12 protein-coding genes are annotated in these 17,682 nt (G+C 41.8%); 2 read left to right on the top strand and 10 right to left on the bottom strand.

The window, feature by feature from the left end:
* Positions 1-14 precede the first annotated feature (14 nt).
* The 9 genes from HWQ39_RS02980 to HWQ39_RS02940 all read right to left on the bottom strand — a co-directional run bounded on the left by HWQ39_RS02980 (position 15) and on the right by HWQ39_RS02940 (position 15,530).
* Positions 15-5,234, bottom strand: coding sequence for a DEAD/DEAH box helicase (locus HWQ39_RS02980; protein ID WP_292841349.1), 5,220 nt, complete (start codon positions 5,232-5,234; stop codon positions 15-17).
* Between the two features lie 58 nt (positions 5,235-5,292).
* The gene (locus tag HWQ39_RS02975; RefSeq protein ID WP_292841346.1) at positions 5,293-6,783 is read right to left on the bottom strand and encodes a radical SAM protein; all 1,491 of its coding nucleotides are present in this window, start codon (positions 6,781-6,783) and stop codon (positions 5,293-5,295) included.
* Between the two features lie 56 nt (positions 6,784-6,839).
* A complete protein-coding gene (locus tag HWQ39_RS02970) occupies positions 6,840-7,397 on the bottom strand; it encodes an AAA family ATPase (RefSeq protein WP_292841343.1) in 558 nt (185 codons plus the stop codon).
* 168 nt (positions 7,398-7,565) lie between these two features.
* The gene (locus HWQ39_RS02965) at positions 7,566-8,351 is read right to left on the bottom strand and encodes a restriction endonuclease (protein WP_292841340.1); all 786 of its coding nucleotides are present in this window, start codon (positions 8,349-8,351) and stop codon (positions 7,566-7,568) included.
* Between the two features lie 28 nt (positions 8,352-8,379).
* Complete coding sequence (locus tag HWQ39_RS02960) at positions 8,380-10,527, bottom strand: DNA methyltransferase (protein ID WP_292841337.1); 2,148 nt, start codon at positions 10,525-10,527, stop codon at positions 8,380-8,382.
* A gap of 65 nt (positions 10,528-10,592) precedes the next feature.
* Positions 10,593-13,427: a helicase-related protein gene (locus tag HWQ39_RS02955; protein WP_292841334.1), complete on the bottom strand. Its 2,835-nt coding sequence runs from the start codon at positions 13,425-13,427 to the stop codon at positions 10,593-10,595.
* Positions 13,428-13,969: 542 nt separating this feature from the next.
* On the bottom strand, positions 13,970-14,230 hold the full coding sequence (locus tag HWQ39_RS02950; protein WP_292841331.1) for a hypothetical protein: 261 nt from the start codon (positions 14,228-14,230) through the stop codon (positions 13,970-13,972).
* Positions 14,231-14,358: 128 nt separating this feature from the next.
* Positions 14,359-14,604, bottom strand: a complete 246-nt coding sequence (locus tag HWQ39_RS02945; RefSeq protein WP_292841328.1) for a hypothetical protein — start codon at positions 14,602-14,604, stop codon at positions 14,359-14,361.
* Between the two features lie 476 nt (positions 14,605-15,080).
* A complete protein-coding gene (locus HWQ39_RS02940; protein ID WP_292841325.1) occupies positions 15,081-15,530 on the bottom strand; it encodes a thermonuclease family protein in 450 nt (149 codons plus the stop codon).
* Between the two features lie 47 nt (positions 15,531-15,577).
* Between HWQ39_RS02940 and HWQ39_RS02935 the strand changes: the two genes are divergently transcribed.
* Positions 15,578-15,718: a hypothetical protein gene (locus HWQ39_RS02935; RefSeq protein WP_292841322.1), complete on the top strand. Its 141-nt coding sequence runs from the start codon at positions 15,578-15,580 to the stop codon at positions 15,716-15,718.
* 61 nt (positions 15,719-15,779) lie between these two features.
* Positions 15,780-17,312, top strand: coding sequence for a GMC family oxidoreductase N-terminal domain-containing protein (locus tag HWQ39_RS02930; protein WP_292841319.1), 1,533 nt, complete (start codon positions 15,780-15,782; stop codon positions 17,310-17,312).
* Positions 17,313-17,351: 39 nt separating this feature from the next.
* On the opposite strand, the gene HWQ39_RS02925 is transcribed toward HWQ39_RS02930, so the two are convergent.
* A complete protein-coding gene (locus HWQ39_RS02925) occupies positions 17,352-17,543 on the bottom strand; it encodes an aldo/keto reductase (RefSeq protein WP_292841317.1) in 192 nt (63 codons plus the stop codon).
* Positions 17,544-17,682: the final 139 nt, after the last annotated feature.

Genomic DNA, 17,682 nt, shown 5'->3' with positions numbered 1-17,682 from the left:
TATGTTAGCGTAGATCATCCGCTAACTCCTCTGCCACACCTTTTTTCGTTCACCCCCTCCTCATAAACAAAATCTGGTTTACAGTTTGCCTCTGGAATAAATTTCTGAGCAGCATTGGGTAATTTATATCCCCGTTGATAAATTTCCTGCAAAACCACACGCTCAAAATCAGAGTTAGGGTCTGTCTGTTCCAGCAATTTTTGATATTGCTGATCGCGAGAAAGCCCTTTGACTTGACTAATAACGCTACTTTCCAGTAAGAGGTCAAGCCAAGGTTTGATTAGGTGACGATTTATGAGTGCATGGTCAAATTGATTGCGGTAAGAGAGCAAGCATTCATAGCAAGCTTGAATACAACTGTCTTTAGGTTGTGTAAAATGACAAATGTCAAAAGCTGCATCAGCAATTTTTCTGAATGCCTCTGGTTTTTCTAATAACTGAGAGAGTACACCTGCACCACCTTCAGCAGCTTCCCAAAAAAGCAGGTATTTGCCTTCGCCTAGTCTTTCAGAGTCGAGTTCATCGGCTTCTAATTTGTAAACGGCTTGAATTGCAGTTTCTAAGGTGTATTGCAAGGTGGCAATAAAAGCTTCTCTATCCTCAACAGGAACATTTAATGGCTCAACAATCAAGATATTGCAAGTATCATCAACCATTAAATTGACTTCGGTATGCAAGCTATCGGGTGTCTGTTGAGCCTGTGGATTTTTATGGTCGCCCCATACACCCGTTGTTGGATTAAGCTTAAATCCTCGTTCTTCTCTATTCTTCTTCAGCCCCCGATTAATTCGCCAAATGGTAGCTGTAGCTCCATAAGTTAATTTGAACAGTGGCGTACCGTCGGCAGCTTGAACAATAGCTGATTCACGTTTTTGGCTAGCGTAGCGGAAGTGAGTTGTAATGTTATAGCCATACTTGAGCCGTTCTTCTTCGTCGCAGGTAATGCGTTCTCGACGACGAGCGATCGCAGTTTCCATTGGCAGTACACGAGTCAATTTAGCTACATTGCCATGAGCATCAGGTTTAATTTCTGCGCCGCAGTTTTCACAAGTGTCACGAAAATCGCCATCGTGGTAATACCCGCAGTTAGCGCAGACACTCACCCGTTTATACTCGCCTTCAATGCCACCAACAGGAACTTTTGTTTTGGCCACCATGAATTTACTACCTTCGTAGTAAAGGATGTTGTTGGGAGCAAATTCCCGTAATGCCATTAAGCGGGGGCGAGAGATGAATTCACCACCTTCACCAGCCGGAATAAATGCTCGGACTGGCAAGCGAGGGAAGTTGAACCCTGGTAAAAACCCTTCGGCGGCAAAGTAACGATAAGGATAAAATTCAAACTGGGAATTACTCTTGCCTTGGCTGTGTCCTACAAGTAAATCAATTTGTCGTTGTGCTTCTCGTGCCTGTGCTTCCGCATTGTTACGTTCTTCCTGGGCAACATCACCTCTAGCAAAACGGTCAATAGTGCGACGGGCAGATTCTAACTGCTTAACTGACTCTATATATAAATCTCGCCAACGTTTACAGGCCCGATCAAAAGCATTCAAAGCATTTTCGATGGTATTCTGTAACCAATTTACAGAATACCAAGAAGCTTTTTGCAGATCCTCTTGGCAGAAAAAGTCTGAGAAGATAGATTGGGCGGCTTGCAGACATTGGGTTAATTTGGCTTGGCTCAGAGTAAGTTGTTGGCGAATGCTGTCTTTGAGAGGATAATTTTCTAATTCCAAATCCAAGATTTTATTCATGGAATCTTCCAAGTAAACCCCAGTATGTGCCAGCCAGATCGAATACACATGAGATTTAATTAAATCTTGATTGGCTAGCTCTAGTTTTGGTGGGGCAACTACCCCAGCAACCATTTGATTTTGTCGTTTGAAAAAGTATTGATCGTGACCGCTACCAATGGAAGCATAAGTAATTACTAAAGCTTGCTGTCCACTTCTACCAGCACGACCGCTACGTTGAGCGTAATTAGCGGGGCTGGGGGGAACGTTTCGGAGATGGACAACGCTAAGGTCGGAAATGTCGATGCCTAATTCCATTGTCGGAGAACAAAACAATGCAGCTAATTGTCCTTGACGAAATTTTTCTTCCCGTTCTTGACGGTCTTTGTTGCTTACCTGTCCGGTATGCTCTCGCCCTTCCATTGTTTGGATTTGCAAGGCATTGGTTTGGTAGAAACCTTGGAAAAATTGGTTAACTGAAATATTGGGTTTATCGTTACCTTGCAAGCGACGCGATGTTAAGGGATCGGTAGGAATTTCCTTGAGGTTGGTTGCTTTCCATAGTAATGAGTCTATGCGTAGCTGTACCTCAGATTTTTCTTGCACTAGGTAGCCAGCATCACACAAAGCATCAATTAAAGTAGTGATTAAGCTGTTGAACTCTACATCTGTTAAAAGTTGGCTGCGGAGCGACCATGTATTTGGCGAACGCAAAAATCGTCCAATTTTACTTCTAGTAGTCAGTTTAACTTTTGCTCTTTCATTACCACCAGTGCTAATAGTTGCCCAAGTTGCTAAGTATAAGTATTCGTTCTCATCGAATACCCAAGGTTCTTTAAGAGCTTGAATGACTTCGCTTTTGAGTGAATCTTTTTGGTCTGGTTGTAAAAGTTTGGCATCAATTGCCAGTTCTCGTCGCAAATGGTTGAGGAATGCTTGGGTAATGATGAAACGTTCTTGCGGAGTGGCTTGTAGTAAAAGAGGATGGCGGTGTTTTTGCCAAAGGTTGTTGTCAGCACAGTCTTCTTGTAGCCCATTATACTCAATTACCAACAGTCCGCACTGTTCGAGGTTGGGTTGGACGATGCGCCATCCCCGACGCAAGTCTTCGTAAAGACGATATTCAATCAGTTTGCGAAAGGCTTCTTCATTGCGCCGCTTACCGCCACTAAATTCTGCTGGTTGCTTGGCATAGTCGTTTTGAGTAATTCCCATGTACTGCACGACTACACTAGCTAATTCGCTGTGGGTGAGTTGCCCTTTGGCTTGAATTGCGCCTAAAAGTGCAGCCCGTAAGAAACTGGTTTGGACAAAATCATTGAAATGTCCCGCTTGTAAAGACGCATCTTGACGGTTATCGGTAAAACTAAGGATTTTGGCGGCTTTAGCTTTCTCCCCTGTAAACACTTGCTTGAGGCGGCTGGTGGTAGAAAGACAAAGTAGAGTGGTAGCGGTACTGCGTCCTTCACTGCTGAGGCGAGAGAGTTTAGCAAATTCGTTTCGCTTTTTGTCATGAAGTACGCCGCAGTTGAGACAGGTCAAAAAGGGCTTAGGAATAAACCAACAAGTGGTTCCTTGCAACAAGGAGGATGTAACTTTACCATTAGGTAGGATTTGAAGTTTTCGGGGAATAAATCGCGCAAAGTCTTTTTTGGCAACCCGTCCTTTCTTTTTGGTTTCACTAAACCAAGAGTCAGGAAGTCTATCTTCATCGCTTGTATCCCAAAGTTCTGGTTCATCAAGCGTAAGATAACCTTCGGTAATATCTGCATCATCAGGACTAATATCTAATGCAGTAGGCAATTGGGGTAGGATAATGTGCTTATCGGCATCGTAGCGCACGACATAGTAATCTTGTCCGCATTCCCGGCAAAAAACGAGGGGATAAAGCAGGCGGTTGTCGGTAGTTGTATATTGTCCTTCAAGGGTTAAATGACGTTTGTCTCGATTTTCAATAGTGGCGTAAACGCTTCCCCCTTGGGAAATGAACTGATGTAGGCGAAAAGCAAGTCCATTAATCTTGCTTCCCCAAAGGAACATCTGTTTGAGGACTGTTAAACAAGTTTCCTCTAGAAGCTGGGTTTGTTGGGCAAGTTTGCCTGCACCTGTTTCTAAACTAATGGGTTGACGGCGAACGAGATACCCTTCTCTTTCTTCTAAACCGAAGTTCATCTCGATCCAGTAGCTCAGGGAGTGGTTTCGGAATTCTGTTAGTGTTTGTTCTAACTCGGTTGGTAAACCTGCCAAGATTCCTTGGCACAGTTGTTCAATAGTAGGTTCAGGACGTTGGATAGAACGTTCTAGGGTTTCATCAATGACATTGCTGGGTTTGATTTCCACGCCAAATAACTTACTAGCGACATCTGCCACAACTTGACGGCGTTGTTCGCGGGAACCGACCGTTGACATGGTGGCACTTGTGCCAATGCAGAGTAATTCGTCATTACTTTTGCTACGCTGACGGAGTTTGCGGATCAATATGGCAACGTCTGCACCTTGTCGTCCCCGATAGGTGTGTAATTCATCCAGTATCAGGAATTTTAAATTGGGAGACTCTACCAGCTTATTTTCGTGAGTGCGTGAGAGCATTAACTCTAGCATCACGTAGTTGGTGAGTAAAATATGGGGTGGGTTGTTTTGAATTTCTGTTTTCTTGGTTAAACTTTCTTGCCCAGTGTATTTTTCAACACGAATGTGAGTATTAGGAACTTGGCGTAAAAATTTGTCGAGTTCTTCTTTTTGGGAGTTAATTAAGGCATTCATCGGATAAACCAATATTGCCCTGACTCCTGAAATTTCAGGATGACGCAGTAAATCATCGAAGATCGGCACGACGTAAGTCATGCTTTTACCAGAACCTGTGCCTGTAGTAACAACGTAAGGTTCTTGGCGTTGTGCAGTTTCAAATGCTTGCTTTTGGTGGTAGTGGAAAGTAAAGGGTGTGCCGTCTTTTTTGTAAAAATATTTCTCGCAGTCTGGATGAAGCGTTCGCTGTTGTACTAATTCTTTGACTGTTGCACCCTTTTTATAACTAGGATTGAGTTGTACTAGGGGATCAGTCCAGAGTTGCCCTTTGTCTAATTCTGCGTCTACAAATTCTTTGACTTTGCGATCGCGGATTTTAAGGAAGCTTTCAATATAGCGGCGGTAGTCGCCTATTACCTCGTTGCGAAAGTTAAAAATATCAAGAGAATCAGTAATTGATAATTGGGGCGTGGCTTTTTGTTGTATGGCTGTACGTCCTAAGCGATAGTCAATGTGTTGGTAAAGTTGGTTGGCAAAGGTGTCTGTTAGGGTGTTAGTGTCAAAAATCTCTGTTAGCTCTGCATGATCCCATTCTTGGGGAACATGGGCGAAAATTAGGTTTAGTTGTTCAGAAGTGACAGAAACAATATTTGTACAATCAACTAATGCTAATCTTTGTCCGATGAGGGAACTAATAGATAAAATAGCCGATTCTGGCTGTTTGATTAATTCTTGTAGTTTGACCGGGATTTTCATAATTAAAAGCTGTTATGATAATATAAAAACTGCCTCAAATAGCTAGTATTCTCATGTTTTACATTCCAGCTTTTAAGTAATCCCAAAGTACTTGTCTATTTAATTCCGTTTCTTTCAAATCTTTGGAAAAAGGTAAAGAATCAATACCAAAATTAATAGCAGCATCGACAAATTCGGTGTAGGAAATTTTTGGAGAAAAATAACCATATCGCTTTTGAGTATAAAAAGTGTCGATAGTCTGAAAAGATTTAGCAAACAAAACTCCTAGCTCTTGGAGAGAATCATAGGTTAATTCTGAACTAGGGTTAATAGGCCATAGATGTCTTGACTGCCAAACTGCATCTGTAATAATATTTCCTCCATAACGCTTAACTTCTTCTTTTATTCCCCCTTCTAAAGATGAACCAGGATACAGCAAAAGAGGATATGCTGAAACACTAGTGACATAGGGTATATTCTTAGTAAGATAAGAAAATGTTGTTGCTATTGTTTCTAAAGTATCTCCTATATAAAAAAGAATATTGAGCTTGATCATAATACCAAGGTCATAGGCAGCACGCAGTATTTCAGATGCTCTGTCAAGATACCTTTGGGGATCACGAGTTTTACCCATTCGGAGAAGAATATCAAAAGAAGCACTTTCTAATCCCAAATCCAAAATTCGACAGCCAGCTTTTGCTAATTTATCGAGACGGTTTGGAGTTAAATATTCTACACGTGTGCTAGTTCTCCAGGTAAAATTTAAACCTCTCTCTTGACGTTGAATAGCTAACTGGGATATTTCTTCATCTTGCATGAGAAACATAGGTGTTTCTAGATAAATACAAATTTCATTATCCCCATATATATCAGTAATATATTCCGCTTCATCAATAATAGAGGGTATGTCCTTTTTACGCACTCCAGTTTTTGCAGAAACACAGAATTCACAGCCGAAAGTACAACCTCTACCAACTTCCAAACTTGGTGCAAATGTCTGAAAATTGGGATAGAGACTATAGTTAAGTAGAGTCATTTTTTGAGGATTGAAAGCTAAATCATAATGAGTTGAGCAAATCTCTCCATTAAGATTACGATAAACAATATTATTAACTGTATCAAGAGGTTTCTTGTTAGTAATATGGTCAACAAGTTGACACAAAACTTCCTCGCCTTCACCTCTGACTACGATATCTATCGCTGAACATTCCAATAATACTGTTTCTGCAATTTGTCCAACATGATCTTTACCACCAACAATTATAGGAATAGATGGAAATCTCTTGCGAATTGTGCTAGCTATTTTTAGGCAAGGAGGATAACTAAAACCACTGACGCAAGATAAACCAATCACATGAGGTGAAGTCTGCTCAATTTCTTTTAAAAGTTTTATTAAACAATCTTCTTCAGGATGGGATTGAGGGTCAAAAATACCAACATTAAATCCTCTCTCTGTCATATAAGAGGCGATTACTAGAATGCCAAAATTCAGCCTTTTTAAAAATGAAAAAGCTAAATCATAGGGTTTTTTACCTAAATCGATTGGTATATTAACTAAAAGTAAGTCCATAATTTTACCTATTGTTTGATTTTTTGAGTGTTTAGTAGCTGTTTAGATTTATTAAATTAAGAAACTTTTGTAACTAAAGTAGTAAGTAAATTTTCTATTTTTTGAAATAATTCTTCTTGGAGACCATCATTAATAATAATAAAATCTGCTATAGCTATAGTTCCACCTAGCTCTATTTTCTCGATTTCTCTATAATCTCGTGCTTCGGCTTCATCTCTTTTAAATGGTCTTATTGTTCTAGAAGCTAGGCGTTTATAACGGATATGCTTGGAAGTAAATAAAGCTAAGACTACTAATTTATCACCAAACTCTTTTTTCAGAGATTTATATTCACTAAAGCTTCTTATGCCATCAATGATAACAAAAGAATTTTTAATCAATTTAGCTTGAATCCAAGGTAAAGACAGTTTTACACAAGCATCCATTCCATACTGATTTCTGATTTCTTCTCTAACTATTGGCTCTGTCAGGGGCGTAATTTCTAGTCCGCGTTTTAAGATTTCTTCTCTGATTAAGTCTCCAAAGCTTAATACAGGCAAGTTATGATTTTTAAAATATTCAGCTACTGTACTTTTACCAGAACCAGCCATACCAACAATTGCTAATACTTTCATTGCTTACCAATCTAATTTTATTAAGAAGAAATTGAATAAAATCTAATATGCGTCTTAATTACAGCAAACTTCAGAAATCTTGAGTAAAATAGGCTAAGTATCTAGTTTTGATTCTAGATTTTGTACTTGGTTTATCTACAATCTGCTGTAAGAATAATCAGGTTTAATTTAGGTGTCAAACATTCTATCCCATGCCTCCAAAACTAATCTCTGTGTGCGGTATTCACCAAACTGTTTAATTTCGTTATTCTTTAAAACGCGGAATGTTTCGCTGGGGAAGTCTGCGCCATAGATATCAGCAGGGTCTAGGATATATCGCAGTTCATCACGGGTGAGTCCGTAGAGTTTGGCGTAATGTGCGTCTAATTCTGCTCTTAATAATGCGCGTCTGTTGGGGTTCCAAATGAAGGGTTCGCCGTCGTATCCCATATCTTTGGCGAAGGGTTGCAAGTCCCAGGCGGTGTAGACTAATTCGAGTACGCGATCACTAATAAATTTGATATCTTCTGCGGTGTATAATTCTGGGGGAAGAACGGGGAGTTGTTTTAGGATGAAATAACTAAAGTCAGTTCCACCCATTTTTTGTCTAGTTACGAAATCAAATACTAAGGAATTTAAATTAGCTAAGAGGCAACCAATTAATGAGATAAATTTTTTATTAATCAAAACAAGTGGTGCTTTATGTCCTATAGCAATTTTAGGTAATACACTAAAAATAGCAGTACGTTCATCAGTTGACCTACAAATACTTCTAAAACCCAAAAGCCAATCTTTATTCCACTTTTCAGCTAAACGATTTTTCAGATCAACTCGACTCACCCAATAACGCGGCTGAACAGCAAAATGTGGATTTTGCTTTACTTCTTCTAATGGTTTAGGCAATATTCCGACATTAAGCTGTGCTTGTGTTGCATCTTCATAGGTTGAGTAACGGTGATCAAACTGGTGAAACATCTTTGCTTCATAGAGTGGAACTAAACCATTACCCATTATGTTCAGTTAGCGGCATAACAAATGCTGCTGTCCATAAGTTACAGGCAGAAAACTTGACCCACCAATTAGGTTCTTGTAGATTCTCTTTATATTTCTTTTGTTTACTTCTAACTTCTTGTGGTGTCGTCTCAGGAATTACCCCCAATTCTCGCCACATTTCTGCATAATCTATATTATCAGTTGCTAACTTTTCATAAATTGATAGTTGATCTTGATTTTCCCGTTCTTTCTTATTTCGCTTTTTAAGCTGTATTGCTAATGGTTTATCATCCCCAGTTACAGCTTTAAACGCTTCATCGGGTATTCCTTCATCTAGGCAACTAATATCTAATACTCCAACCAAGGAATTACCACATTTAATTCTGTGGTCTAAAAAGCTAAGTGGTAACTTACCAGGAAATCCTTCAATCCATAACGCAACCTTGCATAAATCCACTGCTAACGGGTTTAAATCCACCCCATAAATACAATTTTGAATAACATCTCGAATTGCTAATTTTAAAGGTTCAATTCCAGGCTCTCCTTCACCTGTACGGACTTTGGCTAATTCTTTACCAATACGCCTTGCTGCTGCTAAAAGAAAATGACCTGAACCACAAGCAGGGTCACATACCTTTAAACTAAGAAGTGCTTTTTCTAATTCTTGATTGTTTTCTGAATTGCCCAGCTGCTGTTTTATACTGCGAAGTTTTTCTTCAATTACTGGTACAAGTGCAGTTTTTATCAGTTGTTGTACAAGCTGTGGCGGAGTATAATAAGAGCCAGTAGTTTTCCTGTCGCTGCCAAAAACTAAAGCAAATTCATATATCCCTTGATGCAAAATTACTTGTGGATGAAAATCAAGTAAACTTTCATACACACTTCCTAGTTCTTCTACGTCTAAATATTCATAATTAACTCGCCGTAGTTGTCCCTTGTCTTGGTATAACGATAGCTGACGAAGCGCTATCAGTAAATCATGATTATCAATTGCACAATTATCTAAAGCTGAAAGAGTACCCGAACCAAATAAATCTCCATTGAGGGGAGACAAACCTAGTACTTCACCGCGCCAGTTTTCATCAAACAGCAAGAAAGTTACCCACAAACCTTGCCATAAATCTTGAAAACCTTCCCGTCGCCAATGAGGACGTTCGGCTAACTCTCGCAAGCGTTCAATACTGTAATATTCTCGGTAGATTCGCGTTTTCTCTAAGTCTTCTCCAATTAATAATAAATTGCGAGATTCTGCCACCATTAAAAACAGCAAGCGATAAATTAATCGTAACAATTGGCGATAGAATTCGTAATTTGTAACTTCTGCTTCATAATTGGGGATAATTCCAAGTTTTTGACGCAGGCGTTCGTTTTGCGGATGTTGAATAAAGCCATTACCTAGCTGAATTAAGGCTTTTTCAACCCCATCCCGTAGTTTTTCGCGTACCCGTCCGCCTTGTTGAATTGCCTCTTGGTGATAGTATTCCAGCAAACACTTGTCTGCATCATCTACACCTTCAGGCAAGCGGGAACGGTGGAACAGCCGATAAAATAGCCCAAACTCAGCAAAGTTCTCGCCGTCGAGAATCTGTTCTAAGTCAAATTCGATATAAGTAAGCCGAGTCATCAACGAAGAGTCACGCAGTAATCGCCAGCGATAACCATTGGTTGCGATCGCCCACAGATGCTCTGTCTTGTTAAGATATTCCTGCACCAGTGCGTGTGCCGATAACCTGGGTGTCCCACTGGGAGGACGTTTATCGATTTCTAGCCGACAACCAATAATGTGGATAGGTGGTTTATTTTCTCCTGGTTCCCCACGATGGGAAATCGCATAGGTTTGTCCTTCTACTACTTCGGCTGTTGCAGTGTATACAGGTTCATAACCTAGACTTTGCAGTAATGGCACTGTCCAAAGTTCACGGGTAATTGTAGTAGCTGAGTTATTCTCATCGAGCCTTGCCAATGCGCGTTGAAATACTGCCCAGTATGCTTTAGCATCACCCCAGGCAGTAGCAATTTCATCTGCTAATTTATCAGTTTTATTAAAACCAAAGTCTTCTGGTAATTGTCCTTTGATGCTGCCTTCTAGCATTTGGGCAGTCATATCTGGAGCTAGTAAATTTCCTTCGATTTGAAGCGCAGTTAATGTAGTTTTCATATCTGGAGAATTAAAAATAAAAAATTAATGGCTGTTAGCAGTACGTTTGCACTATGACCAGCCTTTTACTTACGTCCGGGTTGGAGGATGAAAATGCCGAGAACATCCATCGGCAATTGAGGGGTGACGCGAATTCGGCCTTCTTGGGTCATTGTTCTGACGCGTCTATGGCTTTGTAAAAGTTCTTCTGCTCTTTCTCTGGCAAACTTTTCCAAATCTGGCTGGAGTTCTTCTAGCCTTTGAAGTAACTCACTAATTTCCACCTGCTTGATAGCTTTACCAGCATCGCTGACTGGCTTCGCTTGTTGCAGTAGTGATATTGCTTCCAACTGCGTCAACCAGCTAGGGCTAGAGGGCGAACCTGTAAAGCCAATAACCGCGCATTCTTCTGCTAGTAGAGATGTGGTATTTCGCGTTTCTGTAGTACGTTTAGAACTGTCTAGCAAATGCCGTAACCTTACCAGCAGCAAAGTTGTGCGCTTTTGTACCGCATTAGTTGTAGTAAAGCCGCATCGTGCTGCGATCGGTTCTGTAGTATAGGAGAGTGCATCTTCTAAGATGTACCGTGCCAAGCCTTCTACTAAAGGGTGATTCCGGCCTACGTATTCCACGCCCTCCGGTGCTGGGGTGGTAAAAGAGAGTAAACGCGACTTATCCCCTAAAGTTGACTTGAGAAAATCCGGTGGTTGAGAAAGTAACCATCCCTGCTTTTTCTTAATTAAAGAACAAGAAATGCGAAGGCAAGCCGATAGGACAAACCGCTCTACATCCTGCTCATTCCCTAAAATCTGATCAGAGTCAATTAATTCTTGTTCTACTTGCTCAGGCTTAATGGCACGTTGAGCAAAGCGAGTCCGATTGGTTTTTTCACGTTCTACTGCCTTGTCCCAATTCTTATGAACTTTATCAACCGCAGATTCTTCTTGAAACTCAAACAGCGATAACTGAATAACTTCAGTAGTACGTTCAAAAAGGGATTTAAATACTGCTTCTGCTACAGTAGTACTTTCCATCGGTACGGGAACAGTAATCCCTAAAGACTTGTGAATCTGCACAGCTTTGCGAATCAGAACATCTAGAACTGCACCATCAACAGGATTATCCCGACCATAAAGCAAACAGGCTTTCACTTTAGTTGCTGTTTGGCCGTAGCGGTCAATACGTCCTTCGCGTTGTTCTAATCGATTAGGATTCCAGGGTAAATCGTAGTGAATTACTGCACTGAAGTGCGTTTGCAGGTTGACTCCTTCGCTCAAACAGTCTGTAGCAACTAGTACTCTTTGGGGATAAGATTTTAACTCTTCTAGTCGAGTTTCCCGCTCGTCTTCAGAAAGTTCTCCAGTAATCGCAATTACGCGGATCTGACTACCTTTTTTCTCTAATTTCTGTCTGAGAGCATCAGCTACATAGTTTGCCGTAGCAATATAGCGACACCAGACAATCGGGTTCATCTCGTCTTTAAGCAGAGATTCTACCGTAGCAATGCACGATTGCAGTTTTTGGTCTTTGCCACCTTGCAACTTTTCTGCTGATTGCACAAAAGCTTTTAACTTGCGTTTGTCTGCGTCTTTGTAACTTTGCTGTCCCTGTTCTATGACCAAAGTTGGTGAGGCATCAACCGCTTGTTCCTGTTCTGTGGGATCGTGGACATAAGAACTCATCAAATCTTCGTCTAAATCGCCCAGTAAGCGATCACTTGATTTACTAACTTGGCGATTTAATGTAGCGATCGCAGCCGCAGGTGAAGACATGACACAACGGATCAAAGCCAAAGCCGACCAGTATCTTCCCCGACGTTGAGCATGACTCATGTGCGCCGTAGTCGTTTTCACTAGTCCACGGGCAAAATCATAGACTTCATCAAATAGTTCTTTGTACTCTTTCGATAACTTATATGATTCTTCGCTTGACTCTCGTTCAGGAAAAGGAGTTTCATTCCCTAGCCAAAGCTTGACATCTGCCCGTCTGCGCTGAACAAAATGATTCGCTAAGTGGTCACGTTGTTTGTCAGTTAAGCTATTGAGATTGAAATGCTCAAACTCCGGCTTCAGCAAACCTAAAAGTGAGAGAAAAGATTCTTCAATCCCACTGTGAGGAGTAGCTGTAAGTAACAGTAAATGCTGTTCTTGTTTTTGAGCAATTTCTGTAATCAGCTGGTGTCGCTGCTGCTGTGATGTAGTGGTTTTATTTGGACGGGCGCAAGTATGTGCTTCATCCACAATCACTAAGTCAGGGCAGTGAGTTATAAAACTAGCACGACGACGCTCTGCTTTGGCATAGTCCAAGCTCACAATCAGGTGGCGATAATAACTAAAAATACTGTCATTATTTGGTATATTCCGCTCTAACTTGGAAGCTGTACCAGAGCGTACAACCACCGCATCAATATGAAACTTTTCATGTAATTCCTGCTGCCACTGGTCACATAAGTGCGGTGGACAAAGCACTGCAATTCGCTTCATCTCTCCTCGGTCTAGCAATTCACGAGCTATTAATCCAGCTTCGATGGTCTTACCAATCCCTACATCATCAGCTACCAGTAATTTTACCGTCTCTAACTTTAGTGCCATCAACAAAGGGACTAACTGGTAAGGACGAGGACGCAGTGATAACCGCCCTAAACAGCGAAAAGGGCCTGCACCGCTACGGAGTAAAAGACGTGCAGCATCCATGAGTAAAAGTGCAGCTGCATGGTCTTGTACGCTATTAGCTTGAGGTAAGGGAAATGTCGCTGATTGGATGTTCTCTAATTTTTCTTGTAAAAGTTGTTGATAAATACCAGCTATTTCATCTTCGTTGCCAGAAAGCGGTCGTAAGCGAATAACATCCTGGTTTTCAGAAGGTAGTACTACCCATTGCCGACTGCGACAGGTGACTATGGAACCGGGTGAATGGTTCACAGTTTGCGCCATTGTTAGCCTATATTAGTATTGAAAATTTGGCAGCAGATTAATTAGTAAAAATAGTAGTAATTACTGAATTAATACTTGTAAGCAAGCAAGTACTATGCTCACAAGTCTTTTCTGTTTTAAAGTAAGCTTAAGTACAATGTAAGTAGTAAGATTACGTAATTTAGTTAGTTTTTATAAAATTTCTGCTTTTGACCAAGAGCAAGTGACAATTACTGCGCTCGTAGTTATGCTCAAATCTCTAAAGCTCATCGGAAGCCTCCTAGCATTGGCTACTGGACTGACACAAGCTAAAGTACCAAAATTCGCGATCTCAGCAAGCCGTTAGAAAAGCCACTATTGCGGGAAAACTGAAAGCAAGACCCTGTGTAAAAAAATCTGATTGTGATTCGCCAGCCAATGCTACTAATTACAAGATTACTCAGCAAAATGAATTACTGCTCAAGGATGTAGGTTTGTTCTTGTTAGAGGTTATTAGCCAAGCTGCACTCAATCCTCAAAATTTAAGTTCAATTTTTGGTAGTTAATTCACGCTAAATACCAGAGGCAGCACTTGCTCGGAATGCAACAACCTGCGACCCTATCTCACAAACCTGGATGTCACGACGAGAGACAATTTGCAACTCGTGAGGGTAACGCGGACGCGGATCGTTCACCAACCAGATTGGAGGAACCATTGTGGTTTCATAGTAATCAATCTGATGCAAAACCCCAGGATTATTTTTGAGTTCTACCACTGTCCCCGGCAGATACTCAAATATTTCATCCCAATCAATAGCCGAATCGACGTTCATCACACTCAACCTGTTTAATACCTGAATTACTTACTTGCCCATACCAGCCAGACCTTGACCTTGCATTGTTAACCCGGCAAATAAAACATTAGCGAAATAGCTGGTGGGTATATCAACCATGCTTTTGATTAGCAATAAAAATCACCGCGATCAAGTACCACTTCACCGTAATCTGGCACCCAGGCAACCCAGGTAACTGAGGATTCCTGGCAGAGCAACTTGGCTTCCTCAAAGGCATAGTCACTGGGTGGTTGGAGCAACTTTACCCAGGTATCTCGGTTGTACGTGATGTGGCAGACGGGGTTCCAATCTGAAGGGATCTGGGTTGCCAGAGTCGGGGCGGTCGAATTAACCGAAACTGTTTGATGGGACATAGGCTTTCTGCATCTGTAATCTATTAAAACTTGCAAGCATTACTCTCTGCGACTAAACCAGAAAGAATAAAATAAATATTTTTTGTATCTATATTTACAAAATTGGAGGTAAATAGCTCAATCACCCTAAATAAATTAACAAATCCTGACATAAGAGATAATAAGTCCTGATTTATTGCTTCTGATGCTGTTCAAAATTCTGGTTATCCTGCATACTCTGGGAGCCACGGTCTGGACGGGTGGGCATTTGGTGCTTGCCGTTACGCCCCATCGTTAATATCTCGGCTCAAACACGACTAGCCAAATTTTGCAGTACGGTTATCAGTAGTAGCTTAAATCAATGGTAATTAGATCGTTGGTGGTCTGACTTGTCGGATTCTATGCCACATTTAGTTGCCATGACTAACAAGCGCAAGAACCTGTTTTCTTTATAATTGTTGCTTCTAGTTTTAGCTTTAATGCAGATTTTGTTTGTCCTAACTCCACACTCCAGTTTTAGAAGCGATCGCTATCCTCTGGGCATTCTCGAAAGCTATTTGATTCGGGCATTCCACTTCACCAAGTCGCGTTTTAGCCAAGCCGCTTTTAAGCATTTCCTCTTGAAAACTAATCTCAGCCTCACCCTGCCCGTGAGCCATCACTTCAGCAACAGTACGCCCATCGCTGTCTTTTGCTACTGGAATAATCATCACTTGGTTATCGGCAGCAGCGACTAGCTTGAGTAGTTTATCTTTTGCTTCATTACTGAATGCTTGTGCTGGCACTTCACCTTGTTTCACTTGTGGGGCATCAATTCCACAAAGCTCAACTTCGATTTGGCTACCATCGGTTTGGCGGACTGTGATGCTGTCCCCATCTATCACTTGTGTAGCTATCCATTCTTCAGTAAGGGGGATGGATGGCTGGTTAGTTCTTTGGAAAATCAAGATAGCGATGACGGTAGCTCCAGCGATCGCAGATCGCAGTTAAAATTATGGGAGTTCTCCAGAATGGCTTCATGTTGCTAGCTCTGTTGTTGCAGGAAACCACAATTCTTTTCTGCACTCCGTTCCAGATTCTGGGGAGTGCGATCGCTACATCAAGGATTATGTCGGTTTTCCACTGGCTCAGTTAAGCAGCTTCAAACCGTTGTAGAATAAGCTCTTTGGCTAATTTTGAGAGTGCTAGGTCGGCGTATGACTACTAAGTATGACTACATTGTTATTGGTGCAGGTTCGGCAGGCTGCGTTGTCGCCAACCGAATGTCACAAAACAGTGATACAACTGTGTTACTCCTTGAAGCAGGCGGCCCAGATACGAAACCGGAGATTCATATTCCGCCGGAATGTGTCAATCTACAAGGCTCCGAGGTGGACTGGGGCTATTTGTCTGAACCAGAGCCGTACTTGAATCATCGCAAAATGTTTTGTCCCCGTGGCAAAGTTTTGGGGGGCAGCAGTTCAATCAATCTCATGATTTATATCCGGGGCAATCCTCACGATTATGACCACTGGCAGGCACTAGGAAATCCCGGTTGGTCGTACCAAGATGTCTTGCCCTATTTTAAGAAGTCTGAGAACCAGCAACGCGGTAGCAATGCTTACCACGGAGTTGATGGTGAGTTGAGCGTCACCGATCTGATTTCCCCTGCTGTAGTATCGCAACGCTTTGTCGATGCCTGTGTAGCAATGGGATACGACTACAATCCTGATTTCAACGGGATGCAGCAGTCAGGAACCGGACTTTATCAGGTGACAATCAAAGATGGTTTTCGGCACAGTGCTGCTGCTGCCTTCCTGTTGCCGATTCTCCAGCGTCCTAATTTGACTATAACGACAGGAGCGTTGGTGAGGAGCTTGTTGTTTGAGGAAACTCGCGCTGTTGGAGTGGAATATCTGCACGAGGGAATGCTGCATCAGGTCAGAGTCAACCAGGAAGTAATTTTAAGTGCGGGCGCGTTTGAGTCACCCAAGTTATTGCTGCAAAGCGGCATTGGCGATGCAGAATACCTGCAAGGGCTAGGAATTTCTGTCGTGGCTGATTTGCCAGGGGTCGGTCAAAACCTGCAAGACCACCTGATCGTTCCAGTAACCCAACAGACGACTCAAGAGGTACACCCTGCTATCACTAGTAATGTGTCTGAAGCCGGACTGTTCTTTCATAGCGAGGGCAACCTGGAGGCTGCACCCGATGTCCAGTTCTTCTTCGGCCCCGATATATATTTACCGCCTGGCTATGTCCGTCCCAATTGGGGATTCACGGGTGTAGTCTCTTTGACTCGTTTCCAAAACATTGGCAGTGTCAGTTTGCGCTCATCTGACCCCCAAGATGCTCCAGTTATACGGATGAATTATTTGCAAAGTGAAGCTGATGTGCGTCTTCTCATTGCCGGGATTCGATTAATGCGGCAACTGTTTCAGTTTCGTGGTTTTGATGAGTTTGGCGGTAGGGAAATTGCTCCGGGGGAAAGTGTGACTAGCGATGCAGCACTCGTTGCCTACGTCCGGGAAACTTGCAGTACTGGACATCATCCAGCTGGCACTTGCAAAATGGGCACTGATCCAATGGCAGTGGTAGATCCCGAACTGCGAGTATATGGGGTTAAGGGATTGCGGGTTGCGGATGCATCGATTATGCCAACTCTGGTCAGGGGCAACACAAACGCGCCCATTATTATGATTGGCGAAAAAGCAGCCGATTTAATTAAAGCCGCAGGTAGCATTTTATAGCAAGCACTGCTTGACATACTCACAGTTAAGGTAGCTATACTAACTGTTTGAAGAACTAGCTTGATTGAAAAGGTCAATAGCATCTTGATCGAGATTTATATTGACAGCTTTGATGATATCGTTGAGTTGCTCAACCTTTGTTGCACTAACAATAGGTGCGGTAATGGTAGGATTAGCAATGAGCCACGCTAGAGAAACTTGGGTGGGAGTAGAATTATAAGTAAGAGCCACCCGATCAAGTGCCTATGGTATTTCTGTTTAAGTTCTTCAAATGTTAGCTCTGGTAGATTGAGTGTGATTTAAGGCGTATTAATACAATACTTCGGACAAAATTAAGCAGCAATAACGCCATAAGAGCGTAGGTTTTGAT

It is taken from the genome of Nostoc sp. NMS8 (assembly GCF_017115045.1).
In the GTDB taxonomy this organism is placed as follows: Bacteria; Cyanobacteriota; Cyanobacteriia; order Cyanobacteriales; family Nostocaceae; genus Nostoc.
Note: the sequence above shows the minus strand (reverse complement) of the source record. Positions and strands in the feature narration are given on the sequence as shown.

What these genes read in the sequence shown, in the direction of transcription:
- HWQ39_RS02980 (WP_292841349.1), bottom strand. Translation starts at nt 5,234, where the DNA reads ATGAAAATCCCGGTCAAACTACAAGAATTAATCAAACAGCCAGAATCG.
- HWQ39_RS02975 (WP_292841346.1), bottom strand. Translation starts at nt 6,783, where the DNA reads ATGGACTTACTTTTAGTTAATATACCAATCGATTTAGGTAAAAAACCC.
- HWQ39_RS02970 (WP_292841343.1), bottom strand. Translation starts at nt 7,397, where the DNA reads ATGAAAGTATTAGCAATTGTTGGTATGGCTGGTTCTGGTAAAAGTACA.
- HWQ39_RS02965 (WP_292841340.1), bottom strand. Translation starts at nt 8,351, where the DNA reads ATGTTTCACCAGTTTGATCACCGTTACTCAACCTATGAAGATGCAACA.
- HWQ39_RS02960 (WP_292841337.1), bottom strand. Translation starts at nt 10,527, where the DNA reads ATGAAAACTACATTAACTGCGCTTCAAATCGAAGGAAATTTACTAGCT.
- HWQ39_RS02950 (WP_292841331.1), bottom strand. Translation starts at nt 14,230, where the DNA reads ATGAACGTCGATTCGGCTATTGATTGGGATGAAATATTTGAGTATCTG.
- HWQ39_RS02945 (WP_292841328.1), bottom strand. Translation starts at nt 14,604, where the DNA reads ATGTCCCATCAAACAGTTTCGGTTAATTCGACCGCCCCGACTCTGGCA.
- HWQ39_RS02935 (WP_292841322.1), top strand. Translation starts at nt 15,578, where the DNA reads ATGGGAGTTCTCCAGAATGGCTTCATGTTGCTAGCTCTGTTGTTGCAG.
- HWQ39_RS02930 (WP_292841319.1), top strand. Translation starts at nt 15,780, where the DNA reads ATGACTACTAAGTATGACTACATTGTTATTGGTGCAGGTTCGGCAGGC.